This is a genomic window from Williamsia sp. CHRR-6, from assembly GCF_018474015.1.
Classification (GTDB): Bacteria; Actinomycetota; Actinomycetes; order Mycobacteriales; family Mycobacteriaceae; genus Williamsia_A.
Genome location: NZ_JAHCSG010000004.1, coordinates 275,733 through 289,149 on the forward strand (window position 1 = coordinate 275,733; position 13,417 = coordinate 289,149).

Below are 13,417 nucleotides of genomic sequence, written 5' to 3' on the forward strand. Positions count from 1 at the left end.
CGTGTGCAGACACAGGTGCGTCGGCCTAGACCGTGAGCCCCCGTGCTCTCCGCGACCGCGAGTTTCCCCCCCGGGTCATCGGTGCAATGTGTGCATCAGGGTATACGAACAGCGCACCAGGCGGAACACCACGCGCACGCATGCGTACCAGTTGACCGGTGAGAGGAGCCGGTCTCTGGAACCTACCCCTAGACATCGTCGACGTGGGGCACATCGGTCACAGCCGAACTCGACATCCACTCGCGCAGAACCTTGGTGGCCCACACATCGTCCTCGTTGTAGCGGAGCAACCGATCGCGTTGAGTGGCATCGATCATCGTGCCGTCCAGACCCACCGCGAGCCGATACCAGTCCATCGAGGCCTCGCCGCCGGCTTCGGAGTCGCGCCAGTCGAAGCCGGCCACCGGGGCAATCTTCTTGAGGCCCTTGCCTTTCGGACAGATGAACGCATCACCCACCGCCTCGTAGACATCCACCCACTCCGGTGAGTCGATGAATGCCTGCACCTCGGATTCGGTGGGGACACCGGCGATTCCGTGAAACCGGCGGGCCGATCCGAGGAGCCACCGATTCTCGGCCTGCTGTGAATAGCAGTAGGCGGCGAACGTGCGGCCGGCCGCGTGGGCCGCCGCGCGTTCCGCACTCAGCCAGGCCCAGAACTGTGCGAACGAGCGCGCCTCGTCGACGGTGGGCAGCGGATCCCAGGTGACGAACGGGCGGTAGCGCACCGGGCGAGTCGGATCGGTGGTGTCGGTGAGCAGCGTGCCCCACAGGTAGGCGCCGTCCTCACCGAAGCTCTCCATGTCGACATCGACCTCGATGTCGGCGCGGGTGATCTCGGGCGCCACCACGCGCCGGACCAGCGGTACATCGCGCAGCCATGCCCGCGCCAGCACCACCGCATCGGCGAACACCCCGTCGCTCCATTCGTCCGGTGGCGGCCCGGTGTGGGCGGCCAAGGCGTCGACGGTGTCCAGTCCGGCCAGCCGAGCCCCGGTCACCTGCCCGCCACCGAGCACCAGGCTGACGTCACGGGCGGCCACCAATTGCCGTTCGCACACCGGCCACCAGGCGCATGATCGGCATTCGCCCACCCGGCTCGGCCGGGTGGGCACCTGTCCGGCCGCGATGGCGCCGCGCCGGGCGAAGGTCTCGTCGTAGCTGTCGGCGCAGGCGACGAGATCGTGGACGACCACACAGTCGGCGTCGAGCCCGATCACCCCACCCAGCCCGCACGCCGAGCCGTGGCCTGCGACGGCCAGCAGCCGCTGCAGATGTCCCAGTCGCAGCAGATCCCGCCGGTGGTTGCGCAGCGCGCGGGTGGTGTCTCGGGCCGGCGCCCACGTGTGTAGTGGACTGCTGAGCACGAAGCGCTGCTCGGCGACGGGACGTTCGGCGTTGCCGGCAGCGGCCGGTTCGCTGACACGGTGGTTGACCACGATCACCGGCACATAGCCGTCGTCGACGCGGATCAACAGCTCGCTGCCACCCCGCCGTCCGGCGACCCGGTCGGCGGGGAGCATGGCGTTCCAGATGCGCGCCGCACCCGCTTCGAGGGCGTGCACGGTGGCGTCCACCCGCGCCTGGGTGGTGGCGGCCTCGATGCGCACGTGACCGTCTGCGGTGGTGGTCACCAGCTCACGCACCCGCTCCCGGTGCGCGGCGGCCGCCTCCTTACGCCGAACCACCGACGGGTCTTCGCCGTCGCGGGCAACAGCGCCGGGTGCGATGGCCGCGGCGCCATGATCGAGGGCCACTCGGTGTTCACACCCGGCCAGTTCGCGGGCGCTCAGCAGTACCGGTGCATAGGCCCGGATCACCACCTCGTCGCTCACGCCCGCTCCCTACGTCGATCACTCGTTGTGCCATGCTGGTTCTGCTAGTTCTTCTACCGTAATCACCAGACATTTCGTCGGCGGCGGCGAAGTCGAGAACACTCTCGACCTCACCGTCCCCAACCCCGGGAGGATCTGCCCTATGGGTCTGTTCACCTCGAGCCGCACCAGCCGCTCACAGAGGAAGGCGCAGGCCAAGGCCATCAAGGCCCGGGAGAAGTTGTCTGCGCGGCTCAGCGCGCGGGTGTTGCGCAAGGACCTGCGGGCGCGGCTGCGGCAGGAGCGCACGCTGGCGAAGAAGGCGCGGCGATCCGAGCAGAAGGCGGCCCTGCTGGCCGCGAAGACGGCCAAGGAGACCAACCGGGTTGCGTTGAAGGTCGCCAAGGCCGAGGTGGCCAAGGCCAAGGCGCAGGCCGAGGCGGCCGCCGCGGGCACCAGCATCACCCCCAAAAAAGTGAAGCGGTTCCTGTCGCTGGCGCGGCTGGCGGCACCGGTGGTGGTCCCGCTGGCCTACCGGGCGTCGACGGTGATCCGCGAACAGCTCACCGAGTACCGGGCCAACAAGATGGGCGTGCCGCTGGCGGAGCTGAACAAGTTCAGCGGGCACGGTGCGGCCCTGTCGGCGCGGATCGCCGGGGCGCGACGCTCGCTGCAGACGTTGGCCGCCACCCGTGACAACACCGCCGAAACCAAGCGGTTCGTCGCGACGATGAACGAACGCCTGACCGATCTGGCCGCTGCCGTCTCGGCCGCCGAGCACATGCCGGCCGCACGTCGACGGGCCGCCCACCAGGCCATCTCGCGCGAACTGGCCGGGATCGACGCCGATCTGCTTGCCCGCCTGGGTGTTCGGCCCTGATGATCTGAGCCCCACCGAAGGACAGGAGTCGTCGCAGATGACCGGCCCCCAGACGCCATCCGACCCGGAACAGCCGGGCCTGTTTCCGGAGCTGCCCACGGCCGCATCCGATCCGGCGGCTCAGCCGCCGGCGTCGGTCGCCAAGAAGGCTCCCGCCAAGAAAGCACCGGCCAAGAAAACGCCGGCGAGAAGAGCTCCGACGAAAAAGGTCGCCGCCCAGAAGGTTCCGGCCAAGAAGGTTCCGGCCAAGAAAGCATCGCCCGCGAAGGTCGCGGCCACTCGTGGTCCGGCCAAGAAGGCCCCGCCGACCAAGGCCACCGCGAAGCCCAAGCCTGCCGCAGTCACACCGCCAGCGCCCACGCCGCCTGAACCGGTTGCGCCGCAGCCGCAGTCACCGAAGTTCACGCCGATTCGACGCGCCACGACGGTGGCCCAGCCCGACCCGATCAACCCGGTACCGATCGCCCTCGGCCTCGGCGCGATCGGCGTGGTGTTACTGGCTGCGCGCCGCCGCTCTCGCAGACGCGCCGCCCGCCGCCGCACGGAATCCTGACCGCAACAGGGTCGTTCGCGTCCGACCGGGTGCGGTCGGTCAGTGTGAGGTGACGTGCCACACGGCGAGTGCCGCCAGCGCGCCCGCCCCGTTGAGCGCCCAGTGCAGTCCGATCGGGGCCAGGATGCTGCGGCTGCGGTGGCGCAACCAGATGAAGGCGAATCCTGCGACGGTGGTTGCGGCCACCGCACCCAGCACTCCGAGGATCTGCCCGACGCTGCCGCTCCCCACGGCACCCGAGAAGCCCTTGTTTCCCGCCGTCAGGCTCAGCGACGAGGCAATGTGCCACAGCCCGAACAAGATCGACCCGATGACGGCAGCCGACTTGAGTCCGAAACGGCGAGAGAGGGTTCCGTGCAGGACGCCACGGAACAAGATCTCTTCGGGTATCACCGTCTGCAGGGGGATGATCACGAGCACCGCGAGCAGCGTGGCGCCGACGTTGACGCCGTAACGCTCGTTGAGGAACGCCGGCTGCAGGGCGGGGATCAGAGCGACTGCGGCTACTGCGGCGACGGTTACGCCCGCCACCACGCCTCCCCAACGCGCGCCGCGTCGCAACTCGCGCAAACCCAGTTCGTGCCAACGCATTCCGCGAAGCCTCGCGTAGGCGAGCAGGGCGAGGGCGCCGACCGGCACCGCCACCAGCTGCATGGTGTCCGACGAGAAGTGCGCGGTCACGTTGACCGCGGCCAGAGCGCCAACCACGGCGGCCACGTCCACCAGGAGCCAACGAGAAGGGGTGCCCACGGGACTCGGCAGCGCCGACGGTGGGGATGTAAGGGTCACCTCACCCAAAGTAGCAAACAGCGCGGAACTGCGCGGTCAGCGACCGGGCAACAGTCCGGTGGCGCGCATGGCCAGCGGCACCAGCTTCAGGAACAGTTTGCGCGGCACGCCTCTGATCCCGTCGATGCCGATGAATCGCTGGGTGGCGATGGTCTGCGACTCGCAGTACTTCACCAGGCCCTCGGGACCGTGCCGCCGGCCGACGCCAGAGATGCCCATGCCGCCCATGGGCGCCGCGGTGGATCCCCAGGCGGCCGCGTACCCCTCGTTGATGTTGACCGTGCCCACCCGCAGTTGCGCGCCGATCTCCCGAGCCTCCTGAGCGTCACCGGCGAAGACACTGGCGTTGAGGCCGTAGTCGGTGTCGTTGGCCAGCTTGATCGCCTCGTCCACCGAGTCGACCTCGTACACCGACACCAGCGGGCCGAAGGTCTCCGACGCGAAGCACTCCATGTGCTCGTTCACCCCGGACAACACGGTGGGCGCATAGAAGAACGGGCCCAACTCCGGCAGCTTCTTGCCGCCGGCCAGCACGGTCGCACCCTTGGCCACCGCGTCGGTGACGTGTGCGTCGACCGCGTCGACCTGCGCCTTGGAGGCAAGCGATCCCATGTCGGCGTCGAAACCGTAGTCCGGGCCCACCTTCATGGAGTTGACCTTGGCGGCGAACTTCCGGGTGAACTCGTCGGCCACCGGCTTTTCCACGTACAACCGCTCGATGGCGATGCACAGCTGGCCCGAGTTGGAGTAGCACGCGCGGGCGGCACCCTCGACCGCGCGGTCGATGTCGGCACCCTTGGTCACGATCATGGGGTTCTTGCCACCGAGCTCGGCGGAGAATCCGATCAGACGACGACCGGCCTGTTCGGCCAGCGTGGCTCCGGTCTGCGAGGAGCCGGTGAACATCAGGTAGTCGGCCGTGGCGACCAGCGCCTGCCCGACCACCCCGCCGGGCCCGGGCACCACGGCGAACAGCTCGGGGGCCAGCCCGGCCTCGTAGAGCAACTCGGCCACGGCCAGCGCGCAGTACGGGGTCTGTGAGTCGGGCTTGATGACCACGGCGTTGCCGGCCATCAGCGCTGCCACCGCGTCGGACGCGGCCAGGGTCACCGGGTAGTTCCAGGGCGAGATGACGCCGACGACACCCTTGGGCTGATAACGCACGCGCACGTCGGTGGCCACCGGGATCATGCCCTTGACCTTGCGTGCGGCCAGCGTCTTGGGGCCCACCTTGGCGTAGTGCCGCGCAGTCAGCGCGACGTCGACCACTTCTTCTTGCGCGTAGGCGCGGGCCTTGCCGGTCTCGGCCTGGGCGATGTCCATCAGCTCGTCGAGGTGGTCGAAGACCAACGCCGCGAAACGCTCCAGCAGTTTCGCCCGCTCTTTGGGAGGGGTTGCCGCCCAACGGGTCTGGGCTGCGCGCGCCCGCTGCACGGCCAGGGTCAGATCGTCGGCGGTGCCGACGGGGATGGTGGCCATCTCGGTGCCGCTGAAGGCTTCCAGGATCGACCGGGTGGGACGGGCGTCGTACCCGTCGATCGCGACGAGCCGAACTAGACGATCAAACGTCGCGGTATCCGGTTTCCCCATGGCGGGCCTCCTCCAGGCTCTCGTGTCGACGTCGACACGGCAGGCGGCGTGTCGATCTGACACGGCATTGTCTCAAGTGTAGGGGACGGGTGTCGCCCCATCAGCTGGGCGAGACGACCACGATTCCGTCGTCGTCGCTGTACACGATGTCGCCCACGCGGAAGGTCACCCCACCGAACGCCACATCGACATCGGCCTCGCCGGCGCCGGTCTTGGTGGACTTGCGCGGGTTGGTGCCCAACGCCTTCACCCCGATGTCCATCCCTGCCATCGTCGCGGCGTCCCGGATAGCCCCGTGAGCCACGATGCCGGCCCAGCCGTTGGAGCGGGCGAGCTCGGCGATCAGGTCGCCCACCAGCGCGGTGTGCAGCGACCCGGCACCGTCGATCACCAACACCTGTCCCGCACCCGGGGTCCCGAGCACCGACTTGAGCAGCGCGTTGTCCTCGAAACAGCGCACCGTGCGCACCCGACCCACGAACTCGCGCCGGGCCCCGAACTGGCGGAACTGGGTGTCACAGCTACGGACGTCGGCACCGATCTGGTCGACCAGGTCGGCGGTGGGGGTGAAGGTGAGATCGCTCATGGGTGCTCAGCTTAGGACGCGCGCGCTGCTCAGCCGCGCTCCACTCGGGCTCGCATGCCGCCGACGCTCACCACGTCGCCCACCACCAACTGGCGACCACGGCGGGTCTCCACCTCGTCGTTGACCGTCACCTCGCCGTCGGCGATCACCAGCTTGGCCTCGGCTCCGGTGTCGATCAGGTTGGCCAGCTTGAGGAACTGGCCCAATCGGATCGAGTCGTCCCGGATCGGCACGCCGTGCGCGTCAGACATGTGGGCTCCTCACAGTTCGGTCTCGGCCACGGTGCATCATCGCGTGGACGGGGCCGGGATATCTAATGTCGACGCAACGACTCTGCGGGGAAGGCGGGCACCGACGTGGCACTGCGTTCTCATGACGCCCCCACCGTGGCCGGACGCGTGGTGGGCGCGTTCACCCTCGTCCTGCTGATCAGCAGCATCTCACCGCTGTTCCGCCACCTCATCGCCGTGCCCCGGCACTGGGTGGACACCTACGTCATCTCCGCCCCCGACACCTCGTTCGCGTGGGTGGTGGTGCTGGCGCTGATCTCGGTGGCGCTGTCGGCCCGCAAACGCATCGCCTGGTGGGTGACGCTGGGTTATGTCACCGTCTTCGCTGCCACCAACGCCGTGCTGTTCGTGCCGGCGATCGGCAGGCAGGCCGACATCGATCGGACCGACCGCATCAACCTGACCATCGGTCTCGCGCTCGACGCGGTGATCGCGGGATACCTGCTGGCCACCCGCCGCCAGTTCTTCACCCGGGTGCGCCGCGGCGCGGTGGTGACGGCCGCGGCGGTGCTGTTCGGCGGGCTGGCCACCGCCACCGCTCTGGGCTGGGCGCTGGTGGAGGCCTTTCCCCGCGATCTCACCCCGGCACAACACCTTCCGTACGCGTTCAACCGGGTGGTCGCCTTTGCCACCGCATCTCCTCGCACCTTCGACGGACGTCGCTCGTACATGGTGATCGACTCACTGCTCGGTCTGCTCGGTGCGGTGGCGCTGATCGCGGCAGCAGCGGTGTTGTTCCGATCGCAGCGCCGCACCGGGCTGCTCACCCCGACCGACGAACGCGTATTGCGCGCCCTGGTCGACGCGTATGCAGCCGAGGACTCGTTGGGCTACTTCGCCACTCGCCGCGATCGTGCCGTGGTGTTCGCGCCCAGCGGACGCGCCGCCGTGAGCTACCGCGTGTTCGTCGGGGTGGGCTTGGCCGCGGGTGACCCCATCGGCGACCCCCGGTACTGGCCGCACGCGATCGCAGAATTTCTCGAGGTGTGTCGACGCTACGGCTGGTATCCGGCCGCGCATGGGGTCAGCGAACGCGGGGCCATCGCCTACGGGGCGGTGGGGATGACGGCGCTGACCATCGGTGACGAGTGCATCGTCGACGCCCGCCGATACCGCATCAGTGGACCGCAGATGCGTGGTGTGCGTCAGGCCGTCACCCGCGCCCGCCGGGCCGGCCTCAGTGTCCGGATCCGCCGTCACCGCGAGCTGGACGCCGCCGAGATGGCTGCGGTGATCGACCGCGCCGACCGGTGGCGCGATACCGATTCCGAACGCGGCTACGCAATGGCGTTGGGCCGCTTGGGCGATCCGGGCGACGCCGACTGTCTGCTGGTCGAGGCGGTCCGCGGGATCGGTACCGCCGACGAGGACGTGGTGGGCATGCTGTCGTTCGTCCCGTGGGGTCGCACCGGCGCCTCGCTGGACCTCATGCGCCGCGACCGCAGCGACATCAACGGGGTGGTGGAGTTGATGGTCAGTGAACTGTGCCTGAACGCAGGCACATTCGGTATCACCACGGTGTCGTTGAACTTCGCGGCCTTTCGCGCGGTGTTCGCCGACGGTGACCGGATCGGGGCCAGCCCCTTCATCCGGGGTGCGCGCGGCGTGCTCAGCTTCGCATCACGGTTCGTGCAGATGGAATCGCTGTACCGGTCCAACGCCAAGTACCTGCCCACCTGGACCCCGCGCTACCTGTGTTGCGAGGACACCCCGATGCTGCTGCGGGCCGGGCTGGCGGCCATCGTCAGCGAGGGTTTCATCCCGCTGCCCCGGCTGGCGCGCCGAGTCACCGAGAACCCCGGTCCCCCAGCTCTTCCCGCCGACATCGACGTCGACGAGCTGATCGCCGACATCGCCGCCCACGCTCACGCGGCGGCCCGACCGCCCAAGAGACCCGAACAGGTGCGGGTCCGGATGGCGGCGTTGGCTGAGCTGACCGCAGCCGGGATCACGGCCTATCCGCAGGCCCGGCCTCCGACACATCGGTGCAGCCAGGCGCGGAACGCACCGCCCGGCAGCCCCGTGGAGGTGGCCGGTCGGGTGTTACGCCTGCGCGATCTGGGTGGGGTGGTCTTCGCCGAGGTACGCGACTGGTCGGGATCGGTGCAGGTGCTGTTCGAGGCCCAGATCGCCGGTGCAGCAACCACATCAGAGTTCGCCCGCGTGGTCGACCTGGGTGATCTGGTGTCGGTGCGCGGCCACCTGGGCCGCAGCCGCAGCGGCGAGATCTCGGTGGTGGCACAGGGATGGTCGATGCAGGGCAAGTGTCTACAGCCGTTGCCCGACAAGTGGCATGGGCTGGTGGACGCCGAGACCCGGGTCCGGCAGCGATATCTCGAACTCGCGGTGGACCCGTCGGCGGCCGAACTGCTGCGCATCCGAGCGCGCGCAGTCAAGGCCATCCGGGACACGTTGTGCGACTTGGACTTCGTGGAGGTGGAGACCCCGATCCTGCAGCGGGTGCACGGCGGCGCCAACGCCACACCGTTTCGGACCCACATCAACGCCTACGATCTGGATCTGTACCTGCGCATCGCCCCCGAGTTGTACCTCAAGCGGTTGTGTGTGGCCGGGGTGGAGCGAGTCTTCGAGTTGGGGCGCAACTTTCGTAACGAGGGCGTCGACCACAGTCACAACCCGGAGTTCACCAGCCTGGAGGCCTACTGGGCGCACAGCGACTACCGTCGGCTGATCCCGTTGACCCAGGAGCTGATCTGTGCGGCCGCCGTCGCCGCTCATGGTCGGGCCGTCGTCCGCCGGCCCGACGACACCGGTGGGCATCAGCTGATCGACATCTCCGGACAGTGGGCGGTGATCTCGGTGTTCGACGCGATCAGCGCAGCGGTGGGCCAACCGGTCGGTTCTGACACCGATGTCGATCGACTCCGTACGCTCTGTGAGCAGATGGGTGTGGCCTATCAGCCGTCCTGGGAAGCAGGTGAGCTGGCGTTGGAACTCTATGAGCAGCTGGTGGAGGGCGCCACCACCACGCCCACGTTCTACGTCGACTTCCCCACCTCGGTGTCGCCGTTGACCCGCGCCTGCCCGGATGATCCCGCCGTGGCGCAGCGGTGGGATCTGGTGGCGTGGGGGGTCGAGTTGGGGACGGCCTACAGCGAACTCACCGACCCGGTGGAGCAGCGCTCGCGGTTGCTGGCGCAGTCTCAGCGGGCGGCGCAGGGCGACCCCGAGGCGATGGAGGTCGACGAGGACTTCCTGACCGCCCTGGAGTATGGGATGCCCCCGACCGGTGGACTGGGGTTGGGCATCGACCGCGTGATCATGATGATCACCGGAGCCTCGATCCGCGAGACCGTGACGTTCCCCCTGGCCAAACCCCGATGAGCGCCAGCGAATCGGCGTCAGACCCGATGAGCGCCAGCGAATCGGCGTCAGATCCGATGAGCGAACAGCCGTTCAACCCGGTGGCCCACGCCGACGGTGCACCGCCGACCCCGGGCCGCCTGGTCTCGTTGAACGGCTTGGACATTCATGTGGTGGTGCAGGGCGCCGGTCCGCCGGTGTTGTTGCTGGCGTCGTTGGGCGGACACTGGTTCGATCTCGACCATCTGGCGAATGCGTTGGCTGATCGCTTCCAGGTGATCCGTTACGACCGGCCGGGCTATGGCCTCAGCAGTCCGCTGGCGCGCCACCATCACCCCACTCTGGCCGCGGAGATCGAGCGGATCGGTGCGGTGTTGGATGCAGCCGGGGTCACTGGGCCGGTGCTCATCGCCGCTCACTCGATGTCGTCGATGTACGCCGAGGGTTTCGCACGCACCGCGCCGGATCGGGTGGCGGCGCTGCTGATGATCGACGGCAGCTTCGTGATGGCGCCGTGGCGGGTGTTGCCCACTGCGGTGCGGGTCCGCAATGCGCATCGTGCGGCTCGGGCGGTCCGGGCCACGGGTCTGCTGCCGCTGGTCGGTCCTCGTCTTCGACATCTGGCTTTGCCGACCCCGCCGGGTGGCTTCGATCCTGTTCAACGACAGTGGATCTCACGGGTCTTCTCGCGGTCGGTCCACATCGCGGCGACGATGGTGGAGAACGCCGCGTTCCCTGCCATCAACCTCGATCTCATCCGGGTTCGTCGCCGACATCGGCTCGATGTGCCGGTCACCGTGCTGGCGGCGCTGCCGGTGCAGGGCTGGTGGTACCGCCGGGCGTGGCGGTGGCGCCAGCGCCGCTACGCCCGTCACCTCGATGCGGTGTACGAACAGCTCAGTCCCACAAATCATCTGCTGGTCACCGAACATCCCGAGCCGGTGGCGCACGCCATCGAGCGTCTCGCGCGCCGGTCGGGGTTCATGCGCCCGAGCTGAGCCGCCTCAGGTCTGTGGCCTGCGCAGATCGGCGGGGGTGACCATCCGCTCGGCCTCCTCGGGCCAGATCCGGGCCGAGCGGGTGCGGACCAGCCGCCCGATCACCCGGGCCCGCGTCCGCGACAGGCCGAGGTTCGGCGCTTGGCCGCGCGGTTGTCGTGTGGTGCTCGTCAGTTTCATGGCCGATCACTCCCCTGCCTCGAGCCAGGTCCCGTTGGTCTGATCTGTGACCCGTGTGACAGATGGTACTGATGAGGTTCACCGGATCCGGGCCCGACACGCTGGGCGTTCATCCTCGATTCGCACGGCGGCAACGTCGGGTTTCCACGAGCGGCGCATGGTGCGGTGGTGCCTGACTTCCCCGACCTGTCCCGCCGCGGCTTCCTGCGCACCTCGTCGGCGGTAGGTGCCGGCGCGGTGATCGCCACCACCGTCGGGGGTATGACAGCATCACCCCCGGCCGCAGCCGCCTGGCGGTACGACACCACCGCGCAACGCTTCACCGTCGCGGTCATGCCCGACACCCAGTACTTGTTCGACGGTGATTCCATCCACCCCGAGCCCCTTGCGGCTTCGTTTCGCTACCTGTACGACCGCCAACGGGACCTGAACCTGGCCTTCCTCGCCCACCTGGGTGACGTGACCCAGAACGGTGCGCAGAACGAGATCACCGCGGCCAGCCGGGTCTTCGACTCCCTCGATCGCGCCGGCGCATCGTGGAGCGTGCTGGCGGGCAACCACGACGTCAACCCCAGGACCGACGATCAGCGCGGACCTACCCCGTTTCTGAAGGCGTTCGGTCCCAGCCGCTTTCGCCGCTCGAGCACCTACCGGGGTGCGTCGCCGGATGGCTACAACAGCTATCACGTGTTCAGTGCCGCCGGGCGCGACTGGCTGGTGTTGTCGCTGGACTGGCGACTCTCGGCAGCCGGATTCGCCTGGGCACGTGGTGTTCTGACCGCCAACCGCACCACCCCTACCATCCTGATTTCCCATGAGCTGGTGGCTCCCTCCGACGACACCAGCGGGAAGGCCGAGTTCAGCGAGTACGGCAACACCATCTGGACGTCGCTGGTCAACGGATTCGATCAGGTCTTCCTCACCCTCAACGGGCATTTCTGGCCGTCGGCTCGGATGACCGCGCGCAACGACGCCGGCCATGACGTGCACCTGCACATCACCAACTACCAGAACCGCTACTACGGCGGCGCCGCCATGATCCGGCTGTACCACTTCGATCTGAACCGCAAAGTGATCGACGTGGAGACCGTGAACCCGTTCATCGAGGCGCAAGATCCGCGGCGCCGCAACGAACTCGCCGCCCAGGAAGTCGAATTGTCCGGTGATGTCGACCGTTTCAGCATCGACCTCGACCCCGACACCCGGTTTGCTGCGTTCGCGCCACCGCCGGTGCGACCGCCCCGCGCCGCCGCGGCGGTGCTGATCCGCGACACCGCCGCCTATTGGCGGTTCGACGGCAACCCCGACGGATCGGCGGTGGCCGGTTCCACTCGGGTGAAAGACCTGTCGGGCAAGGGCAACGACCTCGTGGTGGCCACCACCGCAGGCTCGGCGGGCACCGACCTCACGTGGTCGTCGTCGCATCACCCTGATCAGCCCGCCGCGGCCAGCCTGCTGTTCAACGGCAAGCCCAAGACCTCGACCTATCTGCAGACGGTTGACGGAGCACCCATCAACACAGCCACGTTCGCCTCCGGCTACACCGTGGAGGCATTCTTTCGCCTCACACGCGACTTCGACGCCGACGCCAACGGCTTCTCTGCCGTGTTGTCCCGCTACGGAAACGCCTCGGCCGCAGGCAAAGCCGGCGGCGGCGCATCAGGTGACCCGGATGAGCCGGTGGTCACCCTCAGCCTGTCGGGTGACCGCGAGTTGCAGTGGTGCGTGTACCCGACGTCGTCGAACTCCTCGATCACCAACTGGGGTCACGAGTTGCCGCTGGACCGTTGGTGGCACGTCGCGGTGGTCAACGACACCCGGCGCACCGTGATGTACGTCGACGGGTGTGAGGTGGTGCGCAACCCGTCCACCCCCAACCGTGGCCTGGCCACCGTCGGAAAGCCCTGGCTGGTGGGCGGTTACGAGTACGGCAACGCCATCGACAAGACGTTCGTCGGGTGGATCGGCGACATCCGCGTGGTGGCGCGGGCACTGAACCCACGCGAGTTCATGATCAGCTGATCAACGAAGCGTGCACACGAAGCGCGCGACGTAACCGGGAATCCCCAACCTACGCAACGCCCCACGCTTGGCCTCGGCGGAGGTGCGGTAGCCCTTGGCGGTGGCATACCGGGTACCGAAGTTCGAGAACGCCACCGCACCACAGGAGTTGCGGAACGACGAGTATCCGCAGTCTGCACCGCACCGGGCGATCGCGGCGTTGATGGCGCTTCGCTCGGTGGGATAGTTCCACGCCACGCTGGTCCGCGCGTCGTAGGAGAACGCGATGGCCGCCCAGTAGGCGGGTGCCGCGTTGGCGGGTGCCACTCCGACGGTCAGGGTGCTCATCACCGCGATGGTCATCGACACCGCAGCTCCGGCCAGAAGCTTTCTCATACGCATGTACAGGAGA

General features: G+C 68.3%; 12 protein-coding genes. 5 read left to right on the plus strand and 7 right to left on the minus strand.

All coding sequences use genetic code 11. The features are described 5' to 3' along the window. Window positions 1–188 precede the first annotated feature (188 nt). On the minus strand, window positions 189–1,835 hold the full coding sequence (locus tag KIK15_RS12780) for a TM0106 family RecB-like putative nuclease (protein ID WP_307851875.1): 1,647 nt from the start codon (window positions 1,833–1,835) through the stop codon (window positions 189–191). Between the two features lie 142 nt (window positions 1,836–1,977). Here KIK15_RS12780 and KIK15_RS12785 point away from each other — a divergent pair, with 142 nt between their 5' ends. Continuing rightward, entirely contained in the window at window positions 1,978–2,694 is a 717-nt protein-coding gene (locus KIK15_RS12785) for a DUF6474 family protein (RefSeq protein ID WP_214245035.1), read from the plus strand. A gap of 37 nt (window positions 2,695–2,731) precedes the next feature. Next, complete coding sequence (locus tag KIK15_RS12790) at window positions 2,732–3,247, plus strand: hypothetical protein (RefSeq protein WP_214245037.1); 516 nt, start codon at window positions 2,732–2,734, stop codon at window positions 3,245–3,247. Window positions 3,248–3,286: 39 nt separating this feature from the next. Here the strand turns inward: KIK15_RS12790 and KIK15_RS12795 are convergent, their stop codons facing one another. The 4 genes from KIK15_RS12795 to KIK15_RS12810 all read right to left on the minus strand — a co-directional run bounded on the left by KIK15_RS12795 (window position 3,287) and on the right by KIK15_RS12810 (window position 6,463). Then, window positions 3,287–4,036 (minus strand): CPBP family intramembrane glutamic endopeptidase, encoded by a 750-nt coding sequence (locus KIK15_RS12795; RefSeq protein WP_307851876.1) that lies wholly within the window; start codon window positions 4,034–4,036, stop codon window positions 3,287–3,289. 36 nt (window positions 4,037–4,072) lie between these two features. After that, window positions 4,073–5,626: a succinic semialdehyde dehydrogenase gene (locus KIK15_RS12800; RefSeq protein ID WP_214245038.1), complete on the minus strand. Its 1,554-nt coding sequence runs from the start codon at window positions 5,624–5,626 to the stop codon at window positions 4,073–4,075. 100 nt (window positions 5,627–5,726) lie between these two features. Next, window positions 5,727–6,212 (minus strand): ribonuclease E activity regulator RraA, encoded by a 486-nt coding sequence (rraA, locus tag KIK15_RS12805; protein ID WP_214245040.1) that lies wholly within the window; start codon window positions 6,210–6,212, stop codon window positions 5,727–5,729. 29 nt (window positions 6,213–6,241) lie between these two features. After that, complete coding sequence (locus KIK15_RS12810) at window positions 6,242–6,463, minus strand: RNA-binding S4 domain-containing protein (protein ID WP_214245042.1); 222 nt, start codon at window positions 6,461–6,463, stop codon at window positions 6,242–6,244. Window positions 6,464–6,568: 105 nt separating this feature from the next. On the opposite strand from KIK15_RS12810, the gene lysX reads away from it, so the two are divergent. Both lysX and KIK15_RS12820 read left to right on the plus strand, forming a co-directional pair. Then, window positions 6,569–9,847 carry a bifunctional lysylphosphatidylglycerol synthetase/lysine--tRNA ligase LysX gene (lysX, locus tag KIK15_RS12815; protein WP_214245044.1) on the plus strand — a complete coding sequence of 1,093 codons (3,279 nt, stop codon included), beginning with the start codon at window positions 6,569–6,571 and terminating at the stop codon, window positions 9,845–9,847. Continuing rightward, entirely contained in the window at window positions 9,844–10,824 is a 981-nt protein-coding gene (locus KIK15_RS12820) for an alpha/beta fold hydrolase (protein ID WP_250324579.1), read from the plus strand. Before lysX ends, KIK15_RS12820 begins: the two co-directional genes overlap by 4 nt. 6 nt (window positions 10,825–10,830) lie before the next feature. On the opposite strand, the gene KIK15_RS12825 is transcribed toward KIK15_RS12820, so the two are convergent. Further along, window positions 10,831–11,004, minus strand: coding sequence for a hypothetical protein (locus KIK15_RS12825; protein WP_214245046.1), 174 nt, complete (start codon window positions 11,002–11,004; stop codon window positions 10,831–10,833). Between the two features lie 168 nt (window positions 11,005–11,172). Between KIK15_RS12825 and KIK15_RS12830 the strand changes: the two genes are divergently transcribed. Then, entirely contained in the window at window positions 11,173–13,026 is a 1,854-nt protein-coding gene (locus KIK15_RS12830) for a LamG-like jellyroll fold domain-containing protein (protein WP_214245048.1), read from the plus strand. Here KIK15_RS12830 and KIK15_RS12835 read toward each other — a convergent pair whose 3' ends face one another. After that, a complete protein-coding gene (locus KIK15_RS12835; RefSeq protein WP_214245050.1) occupies window positions 13,027–13,407 on the minus strand; it encodes a DUF4189 domain-containing protein in 381 nt (126 codons plus the stop codon). Window positions 13,408–13,417 lie beyond the last annotated feature (10 nt).